The sequence below is a fragment of the Pseudobacillus sp. FSL P4-0506 genome, from assembly GCF_038003025.1.
GTDB lineage: Bacteria > Bacillota > Bacilli > Bacillales > Domibacillaceae > Pseudobacillus.
This window is the reverse complement of sequence record NZ_JBBOOI010000001.1, coordinates 2024903-2045409: the sequence shown is the minus strand read 5'-3', so window position 1 is coordinate 2045409 and position 20507 is coordinate 2024903. Positions and strand designations below refer to the sequence as shown.

General features: G+C 43.7%; 19 protein-coding genes. 6 read left to right on the top strand and 13 right to left on the bottom strand.

The genetic code is table 11. From position 1 onward, the window contains the following. Positions 1-58 precede the first annotated feature (58 nt). The gene (gene rnz, locus MKZ02_RS10070) at positions 59-973 is read right to left on the bottom strand and encodes a ribonuclease Z (protein WP_340853406.1); all 915 of its coding nucleotides are present in this window, start codon (positions 971-973) and stop codon (positions 59-61) included. 112 nt (positions 974-1085) lie between these two features. Here rnz and MKZ02_RS10065 point away from each other — a divergent pair, with 112 nt between their 5' ends. Then, on the top strand, positions 1086-1520 hold the full coding sequence (locus MKZ02_RS10065) for a DUF1694 domain-containing protein (protein ID WP_340853404.1): 435 nt from the start codon (positions 1086-1088) through the stop codon (positions 1518-1520). A 20-nt stretch (positions 1521-1540) separates the two neighbouring features. Here MKZ02_RS10065 and MKZ02_RS10060 read toward each other — a convergent pair whose 3' ends face one another. Then, positions 1541-2791 (bottom strand): DNA polymerase IV, encoded by a 1251-nt coding sequence (locus tag MKZ02_RS10060; RefSeq protein WP_340853403.1) that lies wholly within the window; start codon positions 2789-2791, stop codon positions 1541-1543. Between the two features lie 557 nt (positions 2792-3348). On the opposite strand from MKZ02_RS10060, the gene MKZ02_RS10055 reads away from it, so the two are divergent. Beyond that, positions 3349-4674 (top strand): aminotransferase family protein, encoded by a 1326-nt coding sequence (locus MKZ02_RS10055; protein ID WP_340853402.1) that lies wholly within the window; start codon positions 3349-3351, stop codon positions 4672-4674. A 46-nt stretch (positions 4675-4720) separates the two neighbouring features. On the opposite strand, the gene MKZ02_RS10050 is transcribed toward MKZ02_RS10055, so the two are convergent. The 4 genes from MKZ02_RS10050 to mce form a co-directional block, all read right to left on the bottom strand. Further along, positions 4721-5200: a chemotaxis protein CheW gene (locus MKZ02_RS10050; RefSeq protein ID WP_120032787.1), complete on the bottom strand. Its 480-nt coding sequence runs from the start codon at positions 5198-5200 to the stop codon at positions 4721-4723. Between the two features lie 231 nt (positions 5201-5431). After that, on the bottom strand, positions 5432-6556 hold the full coding sequence (locus tag MKZ02_RS10045; protein ID WP_340853399.1) for a M20/M25/M40 family metallo-hydrolase: 1125 nt from the start codon (positions 6554-6556) through the stop codon (positions 5432-5434). A 118-nt stretch (positions 6557-6674) separates the two neighbouring features. After that, positions 6675-8231, bottom strand: coding sequence for an acyl-CoA carboxylase subunit beta (locus tag MKZ02_RS10040; protein WP_340853397.1), 1557 nt, complete (start codon positions 8229-8231; stop codon positions 6675-6677). Continuing rightward, positions 8228-8653, bottom strand: a complete 426-nt coding sequence (gene mce, locus MKZ02_RS10035) for a methylmalonyl-CoA epimerase (protein WP_340853395.1) — start codon at positions 8651-8653, stop codon at positions 8228-8230. The genes MKZ02_RS10040 and mce overlap by 4 nt, the downstream gene beginning before the upstream one ends. Positions 8654-8835: 182 nt before the next feature. Between mce and prli42 the strand changes: the two genes are divergently transcribed. Then, positions 8836-8931: a stressosome-associated protein Prli42 gene (gene prli42, locus MKZ02_RS10030; RefSeq protein ID WP_182916976.1), complete on the top strand. Its 96-nt coding sequence runs from the start codon at positions 8836-8838 to the stop codon at positions 8929-8931. Between the two features lie 18 nt (positions 8932-8949). On the opposite strand, the gene MKZ02_RS10025 is transcribed toward prli42, so the two are convergent. From MKZ02_RS10025 to MKZ02_RS10005, 5 genes are all read right to left on the bottom strand, one after another. Next, positions 8950-9948, bottom strand: a complete 999-nt coding sequence (locus MKZ02_RS10025) for an aromatic acid exporter family protein (protein WP_120032799.1) — start codon at positions 9946-9948, stop codon at positions 8950-8952. 80 nt (positions 9949-10028) lie between these two features. Beyond that, the gene (locus MKZ02_RS10020) at positions 10029-10466 is read right to left on the bottom strand and encodes a BrxA/BrxB family bacilliredoxin (protein WP_120032802.1); all 438 of its coding nucleotides are present in this window, start codon (positions 10464-10466) and stop codon (positions 10029-10031) included. 202 nt (positions 10467-10668) lie between these two features. Further along, positions 10669-11775, bottom strand: coding sequence for a methylmalonyl Co-A mutase-associated GTPase MeaB (gene meaB, locus MKZ02_RS10015; RefSeq protein WP_340853394.1), 1107 nt, complete (start codon positions 11773-11775; stop codon positions 10669-10671). Then, positions 11775-13967 (bottom strand): methylmalonyl-CoA mutase, encoded by a 2193-nt coding sequence (gene scpA / locus MKZ02_RS10010; RefSeq protein ID WP_340853393.1) that lies wholly within the window; start codon positions 13965-13967, stop codon positions 11775-11777. The genes meaB and scpA overlap by 1 nt, the downstream gene beginning before the upstream one ends. Next, positions 13960-15879, bottom strand: a complete 1920-nt coding sequence (locus tag MKZ02_RS10005; protein WP_340853392.1) for a methylmalonyl-CoA mutase family protein — start codon at positions 15877-15879, stop codon at positions 13960-13962. The genes scpA and MKZ02_RS10005 overlap by 8 nt, the downstream gene beginning before the upstream one ends. A gap of 219 nt (positions 15880-16098) precedes the next feature. Here MKZ02_RS10005 and MKZ02_RS10000 point away from each other — a divergent pair, with 219 nt between their 5' ends. From MKZ02_RS10000 to MKZ02_RS09990, 3 genes are all read left to right on the top strand, one after another. Beyond that, on the top strand, positions 16099-16959 hold the full coding sequence (locus tag MKZ02_RS10000) for a DUF1002 domain-containing protein (protein WP_120032815.1): 861 nt from the start codon (positions 16099-16101) through the stop codon (positions 16957-16959). Positions 16960-17070: 111 nt separating this feature from the next. Continuing rightward, positions 17071-17976 (top strand): AraC family transcriptional regulator, encoded by a 906-nt coding sequence (locus MKZ02_RS09995; RefSeq protein WP_340853389.1) that lies wholly within the window; start codon positions 17071-17073, stop codon positions 17974-17976. Then, the gene (locus tag MKZ02_RS09990; RefSeq protein WP_340853388.1) at positions 17973-18188 is read left to right on the top strand and encodes a hypothetical protein; all 216 of its coding nucleotides are present in this window, start codon (positions 17973-17975) and stop codon (positions 18186-18188) included. Before MKZ02_RS09995 ends, MKZ02_RS09990 begins: the two co-directional genes overlap by 4 nt. Positions 18189-18226: 38 nt before the next feature. Here MKZ02_RS09990 and MKZ02_RS09985 read toward each other — a convergent pair whose 3' ends face one another. Continuing rightward, positions 18227-19489 (bottom strand): dihydrolipoamide acetyltransferase family protein, encoded by a 1263-nt coding sequence (locus tag MKZ02_RS09985; RefSeq protein ID WP_340853386.1) that lies wholly within the window; start codon positions 19487-19489, stop codon positions 18227-18229. A 28-nt stretch (positions 19490-19517) separates the two neighbouring features. Then, positions 19518-20501, bottom strand: a complete 984-nt coding sequence (locus MKZ02_RS09980; RefSeq protein ID WP_120032828.1) for an alpha-ketoacid dehydrogenase subunit beta — start codon at positions 20499-20501, stop codon at positions 19518-19520. Between the last annotated feature and the right edge of the window lie 6 nt (positions 20502-20507).

Sequence of the window (20507 nt, the reverse complement as noted above, 5' to 3'; positions counted from 1 at the left end):
TATTTTCATTAAGTAAGCTTACTTAATGAAAATAGACTTTCTACTTTCTGATTTTATTTTAAATTAAAAACTCCATGAAATCATGCGCCAACGTGACCGGCGCAAAAATTTCTTCCGCTTCTCTTTTTAGGTTCGTTGCTTCTTCTTTTGTATATCTTGAACTAATATGATTTAAAACGAGCGCTTTGACTCCAGCCTGTTTGGCCATTTCCGCAGCCTGAACTGTTGTTGAATGAAAGTAGTCATGAGCCATCTGCGGATTTTCTGCTGAAAAAGTGGCTTCGTGAATCAGTACATCCGCTTCGTGGGCCAGAGCAACAGCCGCCGCGCAGGGTCTTGAGTCGCCAAGAATCGCAATAATTTTTCCTTTTTGCTGCGGTCCGGTATATTTACTCGGGTCAATGAGCCGGCCATCCTCTAACCTAACCGCATGCCCCAATTTAATTTCCTTATATAAAGGTCCCGGAGGTACCCCATCTTTTTTTAACTCGTCAACGAGCAGTACTCCCGGCTTATCCTTTTCTTGAAGACGATATCCATACGACTCGATTCCATGATCAAGCCGGCGAGCTGTTACTGTTAGTTGATCGTCTTCAAATACAAGCCCTTCATCTATTTCTATTATGTCTAACTCATATTGCAGTCTTGTCCCGCTTATGCCGATAGAGACCTGAATAAACTCTTTGATTCCTTTCGGTCCATAAACCGTTAGCGGCAGCTCGCCCCCCTGAAAAGAGCGACTACCAAGCAGGCCCGGCAAACCGAAGATATGATCCCCATGCAAATGGGTAATAAATATTTTTTCAATTCGTCTTGGCTTAAGAGAGGTATGTAAGATCTGGTGCTGCGTCGCTTCCCCACAGTCAAATAACCAGACGGTTCCCCTTTCGTTCAACATTCTTAATGCCAGCGAACTTACATTTCTCAATTTTCCTGGCATGCCTGCCCCAGTTCCTAAAAATAAAATGTCCATCCTGTCCACTTCCTTAAAAAAATTTAACAATAAGACAAAAAAAATACGTTAATCTGCAACAGTTAAGGGTATACAAAGTAAAATGCTGTCTACACAGAGGGAGGTTGGGCTTTTGAAAAGATTAAAATCAGCTTTCAAAACATCCGCTACTACCTTGTCTGATGGAGCAAAAGAATACCTGGGAACAGAAAGAGAGCGGATTGAGGGTGCACTCACAGCCAAACAAATCTATAAAAAGCAGGGACGAGAAGAAGTAGAGAAATGGGTCTCGATTATTCGTGAAGGAGAAATGCGCTTAAACAGCGATCTTGATTACATGTACTTAATCCCTTACATTCAATTGGCTATTCAATACAAGATTCCCTATATAGTAGTAGAAAGTGACGAACTGGAAACAAACATCGGCCTTATTATTGCTCATGCTTGCGCAGTTGACAAAGACAGCATTTGGCTAAAGGATGAAAAAAAAATCGGAAGGAACAGCCCCTCTATTACACTTAAACGGCAAATTAAACAGTTTTTCGCCATTGAGGGTGAACACTCCTAAGCAATAGCTGCCTATCCCTTTCACTCGCCCTCTAACTTACTATCTTTCTGCTTAAGGCCGGATACGGCTTTGCTGCCATCCGGCCTCTTTTTGCTTGCCCGCTGGATAATTCCTTCTCCATATTTATTTCCTAGCATTTCCATTGTCTCTGCTAATAACTCTTCTTTAGCCGCCTGCTCATATGAAAATAAATCAAGCTGTATATCTGCCTGTCTTTTCTCCACCAAATCGGACAGTGTGATACCGAGCAGGCGGACGCCGTTTCCGTTCCAATGCTTTAAAAATAAATGTTTGGCTTCCCGTAAAATATCCTCCGGGCTCTCCGTCGGTCTAGGTAGCTTTTTACTTCGGGTGATAGTCTTCCAGTCTTTATAGCGAATCATTACACTAATTGCCCCCCCTAGCACTTCCTTTCTTTGCAGGCGGACAGCTACTCTTTCAGAGAGCTGGTGGAGCACATTGAGAAGCTCCTGCTGTTTTGTCTCATCTTTTGGCAGTGTAATTGATTGCCCGACGCTTTTAAAGTCATTGGCAGCATCGGGATCCACTTTGCGTCTATCGATCCCATTGGCCCGCTCTCTTAAACGGATTCCTCTAATGCCAAGTTGGCTCTTCAACAACTGGTCGTTCCCCTTAGCTAGATCTCCAATCGTTAAAATTCCGTCAGCAGCTAGCTTATCTGCTGTTTTTTGCCCGACCCCATGCATTTCTATGACAGGAAGAGGCCATAAAATTGATGGCACCTCTCTTTTTCTTAATACAGTAATGCCAAGCGGCTTCTTCATGTTTGAAGCCATTTTAGCCAAAAACTTATTCGGAGCAATGCCGATACTGCATGGTAATAGTAAATGCTCAAGAATTTGCTGCTGAATTTCCTGAGCAATATCAAGCGGACTCCCAAGTGAATAGCTATTGGTTATATCTAAATATCCTTCATCAATAGATACAGGTTCTACGAGTGGGGTGTATCGGGAAAAAACACGGAAAATTTCCCGAGACGCCTCCCGATACCTTTCAAAATTCGGGGGGAGGATAATTAAATTTGGACATAACCGCTTTGCCTCCCGAACAGTCATCGTTGTTTTTACCCCGTATTGTCTCGCTTCATAGCTGCAGGTGACAATAATGCCCTTCCGCTCTTTTGGGTTTCCGGCAATCGCCAGCGGCTTGCCTCGCAGAGAGGGATCATCGGCGATTTCTACCGAAGCATAGAAACTATTCATATCAATATGAAAGATTACACGACCATTTTTCGGATAAAACTCTTCCAATCTCTCCACTTCCCGCTGTGATTTTAAATAAATATTCCCTCTTATTATACAACGAAAAAGATAAAAGAACATGCATTCTCCTAAAAGTGCTAGTCCTCCTCTTCGTTAGAATATTCGCGGCAACTAAATAAGAAGGAAAAACCGTTTACAAACTTTTTTTAATATTATAAACTGTGATTAAATGAGCTTCCTCTTTTCACTATTTTTGTAAACCTGAAAAACCTATCCAATTTATATGAATAAGAACTGTTTAGTCTGCTCACTTTTCCTTCCAGAATTGTTTCAGCAGTCAAATAGCCAGTCTGTACCAGCCTGCCTATTCATCAGGTTGAATACTGCTGGCTTTTATTGTACTAAAAACAACAAGTCAACATTGAGCACTGGTTAGTCATTCTTGGATAGGTGACTGTTTACAAATAACCAATCATAGTCAGGGTCTCATACGTCCCTGCTCACTTTTGGGCCATACTACCAAAAATGGATCATGGTTTTTCCCTTCTGATTAACCAACTGTTCTCCAGTAAAATCAGAACTATCAAATAATGGGGTGAACAAAAATGGCAGTACATGAAACATTAACGAATGAATTAGCATCACTTGATAAGAAACACTTTATCCATCCTACTTCTTCGATTAAAGAGCAGCAGGAAAATGGGCCAGCTATTATTTTTAAAGAAGGAAAAGGCGTTTATTTAACGGATATTAACGGAAAAAAGTACCTGGAAGGCATGGCATCCCTTTGGAATGTCAATGTTGGTTATGGGCGGACAGAGCTTGCTGAAGTGGCGAAAGAGCAATTAGAAACTCTTCCCTTCGCTTCAAGTTTTGCTACTTTCAGTAATGAACCGGCTATCCGCCTGGCAACTAAGGTAGCAGAAATGGCGCCAGGAGATTTAAATGCTGTCTTTTTCACTTCCGGAGGGTCTGAATCGAATGATACATCATACAAGCTCGTTCGCCATTATTGGAAAATAAAAGGTCAGCCCAACAAAACAAAAATCATTTCCCGTCAACGTGCTTATCACGGAGTGGCAGTCGGTTCTACAAGCGCTACTGGCATCCAAGACTTTCACCACATGACTACTTCTCTTGCTGCGGGATTCGTTCACACTGAATCTTTTTCACCGGAAGCGCTGAGAAAGACAATTGAAGCAGAGGGAGCCGACACAATTGCTGCGTTTATTGCAGAGCCTGTTCAAGGAGCGGGAGGAGTAAATATTCCACCGGACGGTTATTTCCAAGAGATTCGCAAAATTTGTGACGAATATAATATTTTACTCATTGCCGATGAAGTTATTACTGGATTCGGCCGAACAGGAAAAATGTTTGCCTGCGAGCATTGGGACATTGTACCGGATGTTATGCTGCTTGCCAAAGGGATTTCCAGCGGCTACATTCCACTCGGTGCTGTCGTTGTTCGTGACCATATTCATCAAGACTTTATTAACCTATCCGAAGGCACTCTCCTGCATGGCTTTACGTATAGCGGTCATCCAACAGCGTGCGCGGTCGGTTTGAAAAACATTGACATTCTTGAAAGAGAAAACCTCGTGCAAAACTCAAAAGAAATGGGAGCGCTGCTTCACGAAAAATTAAAAAGGCTCCAAATAGAAACAGACATCGTTGGAGAAGTTCGTTTCCTCGGTTTGATTGGCGCCCTGGAAATCGTCAAAGACCAACAAACAAACGAACGCTTCCCGAAAAAACTTGCTCCGCAAATTATTACAGAAGCAAGAAAGCGTGGACTCATCTTACGCACAGTCACTTTTGGAGAATCAGATACAATCGTCTTCGCTCCGCCGCTCGTCATTAACGAGAAAGAAATAAATGAACTTGTCGATATTTTAAAGGATGCTATTTTAGAAGTTCAACAAGCTAATTAAGTAAAAAAGCACAGAACTATAAATAGGTTCTGTGCTTTTTTATGGCTCAGGCAGACGGTACTTTATGATTTTTCATGTACTCTTGTATCTCCTTAATCCCTTCGAGCGAAGAAACTAATATGTCCGGATCAACAATTGTTACCATGCGCTCCGAAAAAGCTGCGATTCCTGTGAAATATTTCGTCTTTTCATAAGAAGCGATTCCCAGCTGCTTTAAAGACTCTGCGGGAACATCAATAATTTCTTTTGCTTCTTTTACTAGAAAGCCCACAGACAAAGCCTCTGTTTGAACGACGAGCAGCCGTGCGTCCTCTGATTCAGCGAGAGGTCGATCGTAAAGGACCGATTCAAAGTCAATGACCGGGATTAACTCTTCCCTCGCTTTAGTGATCCCTCTCATATAAAAAGGCATATGAGGAATAGGATTAATGAATTCTACTTTTTCTATAGAAACTACTGACTGTACCGGAACCGCATATTCTTCCTGACCGCTCTCGAAAATAACCGCTTTATTTATTAATTGCACGAAAACGCCTCCTCTGGCTTTTTCTTCTAATGTACCATAAGGAGAAGGGAATAGGCAAAAAGACCAGTATAAAAATCATTATCAGATTTCTTTATTGTTCGCTATTCCTGCTGCCTGCGCGCGTTACAATCGTCTTCACGTACTTTCCGTTAACTAGTGCTTTTTAAGAGTTGCATGTTTATATTTTTAAACCGGCCTTCTGAAAGAGAAGGCCGGCTGCTCTGCAATCTTTTATTCTTCCTCAGCAGTAATTGCTACGATTGCTGTTGCCATTTCAGCGAGCTTGACAAGTTCTTCAATAGGCATTCTTTCATTTTTCGTATGAATTTCCTCATAGCCGACAGCCAGGTTTACTGTCGGAATACCAAAGCCCGCAATCACGTTGGCATCACTGCCTCCGCCGCTCGTTAACAATTTACTTGGACGGCCGATACGCTCAGCCGCTTTCTTAGCCACTTCAACAACATGGTCTCCATCGCCAAACTTAAATCCCGGATACATAACTTCTACATGCACGTCTGCCCGACCGTTCATTTCTCCCGCTGTTTGTTCAAACGCTTCCTTCATTTTGCTTACTTGTGCCTCCATCTTCTCCGGAACAAGTGAGCGTGCTTCTGCTAAAATAGAAGCATAGTCACAAACAATATTCGTTGCTTGACCTCCTTCAAAGCGGCCAATATTAGCAGTCGTTTCCTTATCAATCCGGCCGAGCGGCATTTTTGCAATCGCTTTTGCGGCAATCGTAATGGCAGATACCCCTTTCTCAGGTGCAACGCCAGCATGAGCTGTTTTCCCAAAAATCTCTGCCTTGATTTTCGCCTGTGTCGGAGCGGCTACAATAATGTTGCCTACTGTGCCGTCACTATCCAATGCATAGCCAAATTTCGCTTTCACAAGAGAAGAATCCATCGCTTTTGCCCCAACAAGGCCAGACTCTTCTCCTGCTGTAATAATAAATTGGATCATGCCGTGTCTGTAATTTTGTTCTTTTAACACTTTAATCATTTCAAGCATTGCAGCAAGTCCTGCTTTATCGTCTGCGCCAAGAATGGTTGTTCCATCTGTCACGACATATCCATTTTCAATGCGTGGCTTTACGCCGACTCCCGGAACGACCGTATCCATGTGGGATGTAAAATAAATTGGGTCTATTCCGTCCTTCGTAGCTTCAAGCGTGCAAATTAAATTGCCGGCCCCATGCCCAGTTTTAGCAGCGGAATCATCTTCATACACATGTACACCGAGTGCTTCAAACTTGCTTGTCAGCACTTTAGAAATGGCGGCTTCATTTTTCGTTTCTGAATCAATTTGAACTAGTTCAAGAAATTCATTCACTAACCGTTCTTTATTAATCATCTTATGTACCTCCCTGCTTCTTTCCATTTTCAGTATACTCCTTCCACTGGACAATTCCAAACCTTTCACATAGAAAAATCCCCGCCCGGTACATAAAGTTTCCGGACGGGGAAAAATGTTAAAGCGGAATGTTGCCGTGCTTTTTCTTCGGACGCTCCTCTTTTTTCGTTCTCATCATTTCAAGCGCTTGAATTAGCTTTATTCTTGTTTCACGTGGATCAATCACATCATCAACCATTCCGTGTGAAGCAGCGACGTATGGATTAGCAAATTTTTCCCGGTATTCTTCAATTTTTTTCGCTCGTGTTTCTTCCGGATTTTCACTGTTTGCAATCTCTTTTGCAAAGATGATATTTGCTGCCCCCTGTGGCCCCATGACGGCGATTTCTGCATTAGGCCAAGAGAACACAAGATCCGCACCTATAGACTTACTATTAAGAGCAACGTATGCCCCACCATAGGCTTTGCGTAAAATTACCGTGATTTTTGGCACAGTTGCTTCTGAATACGCATATAAAATCTTTGCCCCATGGCGAATAATGCCGCCGTGTTCCTGTTTTACCCCCGGGAAAAAGCCGGATACATCTTCAAACGTAATGAGCGGAATATTAAAGGAATCACAAAAACGGATAAACCGTGCCGCTTTGTCGGATGAATCAATATCCAGCCCTCCAGCCATAAATTTTGGCTGATTACAGACGAGGCCAACCGTTTCTCCTTTGATGCGGGCAAAACCAACGACAATGTTTTTTGCAAACTCTTTTTGCACTTCCATGAATGAGCTTTCGTCTACTACCTGTTCAATGACCTTTCTAACATCGTAAGGACGAAGCCCATCAAAAGGCACGATATCTGTTATATCTTCACGGTAATCATCCTCCAGGCAGGATTCAGCCATCGGGGGTTTTTCTTCGTTATTTTGCGGCAAATAAGTCAACAAGTTGCGAACCATCTCTAATACTTCTTCCTCAGAACTGCCGCGGAAATGGGCGTTTCCACTGATCGCATTATGTACCTTTGAGCCGCCAAGATCTTCGGAAGAAATTTTTTCTCCCGTGACGGTTTCAATAACCTTAGGCCCGGTAATAAACATCTGGCTCGTTTCGTCAACCATGAAAACAAAGTCGGTAATAGCTGGTGAATACACAGCTCCTCCTGCGCATGGCCCCATAATGACAGAAATTTGCGGAATGACGCCAGAGTAGATTGCGTTCCGATAGAAGATATGTCCGTAACCGTCCAGTGAAACGACGCCTTCTTGAATACGCGCTCCTCCCGAGTCATTCAATCCGATAAAAGGGGCTCCGTTTTTCGCTGCCAAGTCCATCACATTGGCTATCTTTTTAGCGTGCATTTCTCCAAGCGCACCGCCAAAAACGGTGAAATCCTGGGAGAATAAATAAACAGGGCGGCCATTTACTTTCCCATAGCCCGTCACTACTCCGTCGCCCGGCCCTTTCACGCCTTCTAATCCAAAATATGTACTGCGATGCTCAATAAACGGATTAATCTCAACGAATGAGTCAGGATCAACAAGCAAATCAATCCGCTCGCGAGCTGTCAGCTTGCCTTTTTCGTGCTGCTTTTCAATTCGTTCATCACCGCCGCCCAGCTCTACCTCCCGGCGTCTGTCATACAGCTCATTAATGCTCGTGAAAATATCTGGCGTTGTCATAATAATTTTCTTTCTCCTTCCGTCTTGCTCTTGTCGCAAAGCTCAAACAACACACCATGTGCCGATTTAGGATGCATGAAGGCCACTTCCGCTCCGCCAGCCCCTGGCTTTGGTGTTTCATTGATCATATGAATGCCGTTTTCTTTTATCTCCTGAATGCGCTTTTCAATATTCTCCACTTTAAAGGCCACATGATGGATGCCTTGGCCCCGCTTTTCAATAAATTTCGCCACAGCACTTTCACTGCTCATCGGTTCAAGCAATTCAAACTTCACATTTCCGGCATCTATAAAAGCGACTCTTACTTGCTCCGAAAGTACTTCCTCTGTTTTAATTAAGGTAAGTCCAAGCTGCTCGGTATAAAAACGCAACGTCTCTTCCAGCGAGCTAACTGCAATACCGATATGATCCACTCGATTCATCGTAATGGCCCCCCTTTTTGAAAAGAACTGAAACATGTGTAGTCTTCGATAAGAATCCAAAAATCCCTTCTTTTTTAATGCTTTTATCCCGTTAATCTAACTTGAGATTTTACGAAAAAACCGCTATGATAGAAACAAATAAGAGTCCTGTTCGGAATACTAAAAGGAGCGTACAAGCTTTCATGAGAAATAAAATCGTTCAAAAAGTAGTCGTTTATATTATGCTGCTAGCCATGCTCGTTTCTACCCTGTTTTTCGGATTATCTATGTTCTTATAACATAGACAAGAAGCCGGCCTACTCTATCTGAGGGGCCGGCTTTCTTTTTTGCTCAGCGGCTGTTTCTTTTTTCAACCCTTTAAAGGAGCTCTTGATCAGCAAATACTCTTCCATCTCTTTAATGAACTGAAACAATGCCGCCCTTGCCTCAAATTCCTCCCGTGTGTCCGGCAAATCCATTTGATCAATTTCAGCTTTTAAATCGTATAATTTTTTTAAGTGAAGCAATGCGGTGTTGCCAGGATGAACGCGGGTACTTAAAGCATCCATAAAGTCAGCAAGCACAAGTGCCGCCTTCACTTGATGAGAAATTGAGGTCACAATGCCTAAAACCCGCTCAATGATGTTAAACTGCTTCTCTCTCATAACAAAATAGCTGTAAAAGATGGTATCATCCCTTAACAAATGGTTCTCTACATTTTTAAAAGCGAGCATTTTTCCTTCTTTGATCAGCTTCTCTGTTTTCACAATTTCGTTTCCATCCCACATATGATCTTTATTGCGCAGATACAAAGCTATTTCGTGAAAAATAGATGTAAAATTCCGTTCAATTTCCTCCTGAAGGCTATACAGTTTTCTCTCTACGCTTGGCATATAAAGATTCATAAGCAAAGCAACGCCAATTCCGATTGAAATAATACAAAACTCGTTAAAAATAAGCTGTTTCGTTACTTGCCCGGCAGAAAAAATATGCAAGATGATGACACAGCTTGTAACAATCCCTTCTTTGATTTTAAGGGCCACAAGCGTTGGAATGAAAAATAAGAGCAAAAGCCCCATTACAGGCGCATAATAGCCAATTCCCTCAAAAAAAACGGAAGAAAAAAGCATAGCCACTGCGCACGCAAAAAAACGGCTCTGCGCAGCCTGCAGTGATTTCTTTTTTGTATTTTGAATACATAAGATCGTAATAATTCCCGCTGACACAAAGTTTTCAAGTCCCACCCATTGGGAAATCATGATAGCTGCGGTTGTGCCGACAGCTGTTTTTGCCGTCCGATACCCTATTTTAAACATAATAGTCTCCTGTGCTGAAGAATCAGTTTGTAGTGAAAGAAAACCTTGCCATAACGATGACAAGGTTTCAATATATATATTTACACTTCTTCGCAATATTTGTCAAAAGCCTCTTGAAGCTTTTGGACAACAGACATTGGGTCATGTCCTTCAATTTCATGGCGTTCCACCATTGTGCATAATTTCCCGTCTTTCAAAAGAGCAAAAGATGGAGAGGACGGCGGGTAACCGACAAAGTAGCTACGTGCTTTGGCTGTGGCCTCTTTATCCTGTCCGGCAAAGACTGTCACAAGGTGATCCGGGCGCTTATCGCTATGAATCGAGTGAGCAGCAGCTGGACGGGCAATACCGCCGGCACAGCCGCAAACGGAATTAATCATTACAAGCGTTGTTCCCTTTTTAGCAAGTGCTTCTTCTACTTCTTCCGGTGTTTGAAGCTGTGTATATCCAGCAGCTGTGATTTCCTCACGCGCTTGACGAACCACATCATTCATTAAAAAATTAAAATCTATACTCATCTCATACCACTCCTTTATCCACTTTCGTGTACCCTTATGATAAGACAACGGCGCAATGTTTTCAAATAATCTAGTATTTTTTTTATAAATATGGTTTAAAAACGCCGAACAGGGGAAGATAAATAAGGCAACTAGATCCGTACCCCTAAACTCCCTGATTTAAGGCTGATGCTCTCTGAGCATCAGCCATTTTTTGTTTTGTCTACTCCTCCTGCCGGTAAACGTTGGAAAACAAGTCGGTGACTGCTTGAGCTGGCGTTATTTCGCCTGTCATTGTTTTACCTTCCATTTCCGCCAAATTGCCAATAACATATGGATGCTGATAAAAAGTCGCTTTCAGCTGTTCTACAATAAGAGCATGTAACCATTCTTTCGTTTGCAGCTGGCGTCGTTCATCGAACGTGCCGGCTGCTTTCATTTTTTTCTCAAATTCCTGGATCACGTCCCATAATTCAGGGATGCCCTTTCGTTCAATCGAAGAGCAGGTGAATGCTTGTGATGCCCACCCTTTTGTTGCCGGCTGAAGCATATGAAGAATCTGATTAAATTCTCGTTTTGTTTTTTCAGCGAGCTGTTTATTATGACCGTCTGCCTTGTTAACGACAATAGCATCCGCTAACTCCATGATCCCTTTTTTCATTCCTTGCAGCTCATCCCCTGCGCCTGTCAAGACAATAAGCAGGAAAAAATCAACCATGCTGCGGACGATAAATTCACTTTGGCCGACACCGACCGTTTCAATCAAAATAACCTCAAAGCCGGCTGCTTCACAAAGAAGCATGGTTTCCCTCGTTTTCCGGTGCACCCCTCCAAGCGTACCGCCGGAAGGAGATGGGCGGATAAATGCATTTGGATGCCTAGCCAGCGACTCCATCCGCGTCTTGTCTCCAAGAATGCTTCCTCCCGAGATAGAGGAACTGGGATCAATTGCCAGCACAGCTGTTCTATATCCTCTCTCACAAAGCATATGACCAAATGCTTCGATGAATGTGCTTTTTCCAGCTCCAGGCACGCCGGTAATACCAATGCGAATGGATCTTCCCGTATGAGGAAGAAGCTGCTGTAACAGCTCCTGTCCATATGCATAATGGCTATTCGAATTGCTTTCGATAAAAGTAATGGCTTTGGCGAGGTCTTTTCTTTCCCCTGCAATCACTTTGGCGGCCAGCTCCTGTACATCTGGCAATTGCTCTGCTTTTTTTCGAAATCGTTTCTTTTGAGGAGAAGCGAAACCGTCATGGGAAGAGGTCACACCTTTTCTTACGTGAAGGGCCGACTCGTTGTCCGGTAAGTGCTCTTCTCTCAACATTATTCTTCCACTTCCTCGTAACCGAGCCTGCGATAAATCTCCTCGAGAATTTTTTGGGCAGAGACTGGAATAACCGTTCCGGGTCCGAAAATACCAGCTGCTCCGCTGGCCCGGAGAAACTCATAATCTTGGGCGGGAATAACACCGCCGATAAAAACAATAATGTCCTCTCTGCCCAATTTTTTCAATTCGCCAATTAAAGCTGGAAGCAAGGTTTTATGCCCCGCAGCCAATGAGCTGACACCGATGGCGTGCACATCGTTTTCTACCGCCTGCAAAGCCGTTTCCTCCGGCGTTTGGAACAATGGTCCGATATCAACATCAAATCCCAAATCAGCATAAGCAGTAGCGACGACCTTTGCCCCCCGGTCATGGCCATCCTGCCCCATTTTAGCGATCAGCAAGCGCGGTCGGCGTCCTTCCTGTTCATTAAATTCATCAGTCAGCCGCTTTACTTCAGCAATCTGTTCTTCATCGGAAAAGTGAGAGCTGTATACACCGCTTACTGATCGGATAATAGCCTGATGCCTTCCGCTTACCTGTTCAATGGCGTCAGAGATTTCTCCTAGTGTCGCCCGTACTCTCGCTGCCTCGACAGCTAGCGCAAGCAAATTCCCTTCTCCCGTTTCTGCAGCCCGGGTGAGCGCCCTTAGTGTTTCCTTTACTTTCTCTTCATTGCGGGTCGACTTCACTTGCTCTAAACGTTCAATTTGCTTCAGCCGTACCGCTGTATTGTCGATATCAAGAATATCAATTGGCTCTTCCTCGGCCAGTCTGTGTCGGTTGACTCCAATAATCACTTCTTTGCCCGAGTCAATTTGCGCCTGGCGTCTTGCAGCCGCTTCTTCGATTCGCATCTTAGGGAGCCCTGTTTCAATCGCCTTTGTCATTCCGCCAAGCTCTTCTACTTCCTCTATGTGCTGCCATGCCCTTTCCATCAATTCATGAGTGAGTGTCTCTACATAATAAGAGCCTGCCCATGGATCAATGACATTCGTAATGCCGGTCTCTTCTTGTAAATACAGCTGAGTATTACGGGCAATTCGGGCCGAGAAGTCAGTCGGCAAAGCAATCGCTTCATCCAATGCATTTGTATGCAGTGACTGAGTGTGTCCCATGGCAGCTGCATGAGCCTCAATAAGCGTTCGCGTCACATTGTTAAATGGGTCTTGCTCTGTGAGGCTCCAGCCTGAAGTTTGTGAATGGGTGCGCAAAGCCAGCGACTTCGTATTTTTTGGTGCAAACGGCTTCATTAACTGGGCCCACATCCGGCGGGCAGCCCGCATTTTAGCCACTTCCATAAAATAATTCATGCCGATTGCCCAGAAAAATGATAACCGCGGAGCAAAAGAGTCAATCTCAATGCCCGCCTGCAATCCTGTCCGCACATACTGCAACCCATCTGCAAGCGTATAGGCAAGTTCAATATCAGCCGGCGCTCCGGCTTCTTGCATATGATAGCCAGAAATACTAATGCTGTTGAATTTGGGCATATTCTCCGATGTGTACTTAAAAATATCCGCGATAATACGCATGGAAACTTCCGGCGGATAGATATACGTGTTTCTTACCATATACTCTTTTAAAATATCATTTTGAATGGTACCGGAAAGTTTTTCACAAGCTACACCTTGTTCTTCGGCAGCGACAATATAAAAAGCCATAATCGGCAGAACCGCTCCATTCATCGTCATAGATACCGACATTTGATCGAGCGGAATACCGTCGAATAAAACTTTCATATCCTCCACAGAATCAATGGCGACCCCCGCTTTTCCTACATCTCCGACGACCCTTGGATGGTTAGAATCATACCCTCTGTGAGTCGGCAAATCAAAAGCAACGGACAGCCCTTTTTGTCCCATGGCCAAATTGCGGCGGTAAAAAGCATTGCTTTCTTCCGCAGTGGAAAAGCCGGCATACTGGCGGATTGTCCACGGCCGATTTACATACATCGTCGGGTAGGGGCCGCGTGTATAGGGAGCGACGCCGGGAAAATCCTGTAAATGTTCCATCTTTTCAAGCGCCTCTTTTGTATAAAGCGGATGGAGATGGATTTGTTCATTCGTTTCAAATACCCATTCATCAAGGGACTGCTTTACTTCCTGCTCAAAAGCGGCCTTCCACTCTTGAAAAGAAAGGGATTCTTTCGTGCTCGTTGGGGTGAATCGCTGAAAATCAGGTTTACTCATATGCCGTCACTCCTTCCAAATGATCGAGCAGTTCTGTTACTTTTTCGATTAGATTCTGGCCGCTGTAAATTTGTCCGTCCAAGCCGGCCTTCTGCCATTCCGCTTTAGTCTCTTCAGGAAGCTTGCCCGCCACTTCAACTCCGACTGAAGAATTTATCTGTTTTACTGCGGCCACAAGCCGTGGGCCAAACGCGGTATAGGACTCATCTTTACCGCAAATGCAGTAATAAGATAAACCGCTTTCCTTAACGAACTGTACAGCTTCTTCAAGTGTCTCGCACTCTATGCTTCGCTGGACAGCAATGCCGCCCGCAGCTAGTATGCCCGTTACGAAATCAGCCCGCTGTTTAAAATCCTTCAGCTTCCCTAAGCAAATAAGCCCCGCCTGTGCTCCTATTCGTTCTGCTCTCTCTCTTAATCTCTCAAATGGTTCGGCGAGCCTTTGACTCTTAACTGGAATAACTTCATCACCACTGTCTTTTACATGCAATTCAGCAAGCGTTGTCTCTTCATCTATTTGGCTTCTTATATCCTGGAAGGAAGATACTGTATTTTCAGCTAAAAGCACAGCTAACTTTGGCTTTTCTATGATTTTTTGTTCATGGAGATCTGCATAAATGTTCGTTCCAATCATTGATTTTGTCCGTGTAGCAAGGTCTGCACTTCGCTTCTTAAAAATAGCAGCGAGCTCTTTTTGGATAGTACCGGCTTTCAACCCGGCAATAATCCCACCTGCCTCTTCAATAGTTACAAAATTTTCCCACGCTAATCGGCTGAGCTCTGCTGTCAGCACCTCTATATAATAAGAGCCTCCTGCAGGATCAATTACCTTTTCAAGGTGAGACTCATTTTTTAATATGAGTGGAATATTCTTCGCTATGCGCTCCCCAAGAGCAGATGGCATACCTCTGAGTTCATCAAAGGATCTAACCTGTAAATATTCCACTCCTCCGAGTACAGCTGAAAACGCTTCACTTCCCGTGCGCAGAATATTGACGTGACTGTCCAGTTTGGATAAGGTGAAAGCCGATGTTTCTGCCCCGATTGGGATTTTTATTCTGTCTTCCGTTATGCCGTACGCCTGGCAAAGGGCGGTCCAGCATTGACGAAAAGCCCGCAGCTTGGCTGTTTCCATAAAAAATTGTGAACCAATTGCGAAATGAAGAGACATGCTCTCAATTACTTCGGCCGGAGACCAGCCTTCTTTTTTCAGCCATTCAATGTAAAATACCGCTTCAGCAAGAGCAAGAGAAATTTCCTGAAAAGCATTTGCCCCCGCTTCATGATAAGGAGTGATGTCAATATGGATTGTTCTTAATTTAGGAAACGCTTTCTTTAATTCTGTTATGGCTTCTGCTTGTAGAGCGAGCAGTCGTTCATCCGGAACAAGTCCTTTTTGTGCATACAGAGAAATACTATCTGTTCCAGCTATGCCAGTTAGCTTATCAGGCTTTAACTTTAATAAGAAGGAAGCGATAGCAAGAAAGTGGTCTTTGGTGTTTATGTACAATGGATATTTCTCTAAAGGGAGGGCTGAAAATTCAGTGAACGTCATGGCAGGTATATCTTCTGCTGCAAACGCTATAGCATCTTGGCCTTCCTTAAGTGCAGCCATAAGCTTCTCCTTTAAAATGGCGCCATTATCTGCTTTAATAACATGGGCGTTTTTCCAAGGGACCTCTGCATAACCGCCTTTATAAAATCCTCTCGTATACGACGGAAAGCCTGGGTACTGCTCGACATCTAAAGTGGCAGTCTCTGCTCCGTATAAAGGCTTTAATAAAATTTGCTCATAAGTGGCCGCATGAAGAGCTGTAAATGGCTTTCCTTTCAAGGAAGCCTCTGCTGCTTTTTCCCACTCCTCCATCGTCACTTTTGGAAAACGCTGGGCTTTCATTTCTTGAATTTCCATGCAATCTCCTCTCCTTCGCCTCGCTCTAAATGTTATTTCTTAAAAATTCTAACTCTTTCTTTATCATTATTTTATCTAAACCAGCCATTTCCATCAATGAGAAGCCATTAAAAAACATCCATCTCTTTTTCTTATGGCCCATCCGTGAAAATTTTTTGATAACATGCTATGCTATCCTTACCTTCTTATTCGAAGGAAACTGAAATAGGGGAGAAAAAAATGAGAAAAATCTTCGCATGGTTGGGAGTATTGTTTTTAAGCTTAACCACGATAGCGCATGCTGACAGTGCCGTCGGCGACGTAATCGTAACTCTCGGCGAAAATTTATCACCTGCTCAAAAAGAACAAATCTTAAAAGAAATGGACGTTCCAACTGACGTCACTACTGTCACCGTATCCAACGCAGAAGAGCATAAATATTTAGGTGAGTATATACCGAAAGCACAAATTGGTTCAAAAGCCCTTTCATCCAGTAAAATTACGATGAAGGAAAAAGGATACGGAATTAATGTCCAGACGAATAATATTTCCTGGGTATCTAAAGAAATGTATACGAATGCTTTGTCTACAGCAGGTGTAAAAGATGCAGACATTTATATTACCGCTCCGTTTGAGGTATCGGGTACCGCCGCACTCACCGGATTGATTAAAGCCTATGAAACGTCTACCGGTGAAAAAATTCCGGAAGAACAAAAACAAGTCGCCAATGAAGAAATGGTTACCACAGCGAAACTCGGCGATCAAATCGGTGAAAAGCAAGCGACTGAATTGATTCAGCGCATAAAAGAAGAAGTTGCAAAGGAAAACCCGCAAACGATTCAAGAAATTAAAGTCATTATTAACAATGTATCGAACGAGCTAAATATTCAGCTGACACAGGATCAAATCGACCAGCTTTCTGCTCTGTTTGATAAAATGAAAAATCTTGATATTAATTGGGATCAGGTTAACCAGCAAATTGACAAGGCAAAAGAAAAATGGAACGAATTCAAAAACTCTGATGAAGGCAAAGGCATCCTGCAGTCTATTATTGATTTCCTGCAAGGAATCGTTGACTGGATCGCTGGTTTATTCAAATAAGCTATGAAGCTACCGGAAAAATCACCGGTAGCTTTTTTTTGAAAAAATAGCAAGAAAAGTCAAGAACCAAATCTTCTCTTCATTTATGCTGTTTATAAAGGAGGCCAGCCAATGAATTATCAACCTGTTTTGCAAGAAACCATTCGTTTTATCGAGGCGCATTTAACCGACGAACTGACAGCCGCCAAGATAGCGGACTATGCCGGTTTTTCTTTGTATCATTTTCACCGGATCTTCCAAAAAGAAACCGGCATGACAATAGCGGAATATATACGGAGCAGAAGGCTGACCCAGGCAGCGGGTTTACTTCGTTATACAGACGAACCGATCATTAGCATTGCTCTGGATTTTCATTTTGGAACACAGGAATCTTTTACAAGAGCCTTCAAGAAAATGTTCCACATGCCCCCAGGGCAATACCGCAAATTGATAGGCTCAATCTTAATCAAAAATGGAGGCGGAAACATGGACAATCATAAAGAGGCAAAAGGATGGTTTTTAAGCGGCAGTCATCCATTCCATTATGAGATGGGAACAGATACGAAAGTTGTGCATCAAGGAAATTGTTCCGGTTATTTAAAATCGGTCACTGTTCAAAATGCAGACGAATTTGCTACGATTATGCAACAATTTAAAGCAGCTAAATTTCTTGGAAAACGAGTCAAGTTATCTGCTTACATTAAAACAGAAAAAGTTGACCAATTTGCCGGCATGTGGATGAGAGTAGACAACGCGGCAGGAGATGTGCTGCAATTCGATAATATGAACAACCGGCCAATTACCGGCAGTACAGAATGGAATCTGTATTCCATTGTCCTTGATGTAACAGAAGACAGTTCAGTTATTTCCTTCGGTGTATTATTATCCGGCATCGGACACGTATGGATGGACGGATTTACATTTACAGAGGTAAGTACATCTGTTCCAACGACAAATTTGGAAGTGACAGCTGAACTGCTCGATGAACCTGCTAACTTGTCTTTTGAAGAAGGATTAATGATGGAGCAGCAACCGTGATAGCTTTTGTTACTTATTTAAAAGCAGCTATTGTAAGCCTTCTCGTTGCAGCAGTGATTTTATTCGCGAATATGATCATCTCTTATAGTATGCACGCTTTATTTAATACCGGGAAACGTGAGTGGCTTTCCACTGGAACCGGAATCATTTTTCTGCTTATTTTCTTATCAAGCTTTCTGTATCAAATACAAAAACAGCAAAAAGGAAGCTGACCGTTGGCCTTGCGCCAGCGGTCAGCTTCCCTTGCTTTTTAATAAACGGAAGTATCCGCTGAAATGTTCTCCAAAATTTCTTTTACACGCTGTAAAAAGCGGCCACAGATTAGTCCATCAAGCACACGATGATCCAATGAAAGACAAAGATTCACCATGTCACGCACAGCAATCATGCCGCCCGGCATGACAACAGGACGCTTTACAATAGACTCTACCTGCAGGATAGCTGCTTGCGGATAATTGATAATTCCCATTGATTGCACGGAACCGAATGACCCTGTATTGTTTACTGTGAAGGTTCCCCCTTGCATATCTTCCGCCTTGAGTGTGCCGGAGCGAACCTTGCCGGCCAGCTCGTGAATTTCACGGGCAATGCCTTTAATTGTTTTCTCGTCAGCCTGCTTGATCACAGGGACAAATAGAGCATCGTCTGTGGCCACGGCAATGGAAAGATTAATCTCTTTCTTTTGGATAATTTCATCGCCCGCCCACATCGAGTTTACTTGTGGAAATTCTTTTAAAGCTTGAGCAACAGCTTTCACAAAGAAAGCAAAATAAGTTAAATTAAAGCCTTCCTTCTTCTTAAACTCTTCTTTTAAAGCGTCACGGCGGACAACAAGATTTGTTACATCTACTTCCATCATCGTCCACGCATGCGGCACTTCTTGCTTAGCACGGACCATATTCGCAGCAATTGCTTTTCTAACGCCGCTCACCGGCATGCTAATATCTCCCGGCATGGAGGAAACCAATGGCTTTGCCTGTGCTTGAGCTGTTGTTTTTTCTGGGGCATCTGCTTTTGGCTGTGGAGCCATTTGCTGCGGTGCTCTCACTTCACCGGATTCTATTATTTTCAATAAGTCTTTACGCGTAATCCGTCCGCCCTTTCCGGACCCATTCACTTGCGTTAAGTCAATATTATGCTCTTGGGAAAGTTTTAAAACAGCCGGTGAATACCGGGCTTTGTTCTCCGCCTTCGTTTCTGTCTCCTCTGCCGGCTTTGACTGGACAGCGTCAGAAGCCTCCTGTAGGGATGACTCCTTCTTCTCTCCTGTCCCTTCAATATCCATCAGGCAGATGACGGCTCCGACCTCGAGCGTTTCACCTTCAGCCGCTACAAGCTCTGTCACCGTGCCTGTAAAGGAAGAAGGCACTTCCGCATTTACTTTGTCTGTCATCACTTCAGCAATTGGGTCGTATTTGTTCACATGATCCCCCGGCTGGACAAGCCATTTGCTAATGGTACCTTCAGTGACGCTTTCCCCAAGCTGGGGCATCATTACTTGTTCTATTGCCACAAAAAAACCTCCTCTCTCTATGTTCGCCTTAAAACTCGGCCAATTCCCGCATAGCTTTTTCTACTTTGTCCGGGTTCATCATGAAAAACTTCTCCATAGTCGGTGCATAAGGCATTGCTGGCACATCAGGGCCTGCCAATCGTTTAACAGGAGCGTCGAGATCAAACAGGCAGTTCTCGGCAATAATGGCCGCTACCTCACTCATTATGCTACCTTCTTTATTGTCCTCCGTGATCAACAGAACTTTTCCTGTTTTCTTTGCTGCTTCACAAATTGCTTCTTTGTCAAGTGGATAAACGGTACGAAGATCAAGTATTTCTGCTTCGATTCCATCCTTTGCTAATTTCTCTGCCGCTTGCATAGCAAAGTGGACACACAGTCCATAAGTAATGACGGTAATGTCTTCTCCCTTGCGTTTAGTATCCGCTTTGCCGATCGGGAGTACATAGTCCTCTGTAGGCACTTCTCCTTTAATTAACCGGTAAGCCCGCTTGTGTTCAAAGAACAAGACAGGGTCTTCATCGCGGATAGCTGCTTTCAACAAGCCTTTTACGTCATAAGGAGTGGAAGGCATAACAATCTTTAAGCCTGGCTGATTGGCAAATACTGCTTCCACTGATTGAGAGTGATACAAGGCCCCATGCACTCCGCCGCCATATGGCGCCCGAATGACAATTGGACAGCTCCAGTCATTATTCGAGCGATAGCGAATGCGGGCTGCCTCTGAGATAATTTGATTCACAGCCGGCATAATGAAATCAGCAAACTGCATTTCAGCAATGGGCCGCATACCATACATCGCTGCGCCAATGCCTACTCCCGCAATCGCCGATTCTGCAAGCGGCGTATCCATTACACGATCTTCTCCGAACCGCTCATGCAAACCGGCTGTCGCCTTGAAGACACCGCCCTTTTTTCCGACGTCTTCCCCGAGAACAAATACTCTCGGATCCCGTTCCATTTCTTCGCGCATCGCCATTGTAACCGCATCTATATAAGAAATTACCGGCATCCTTTT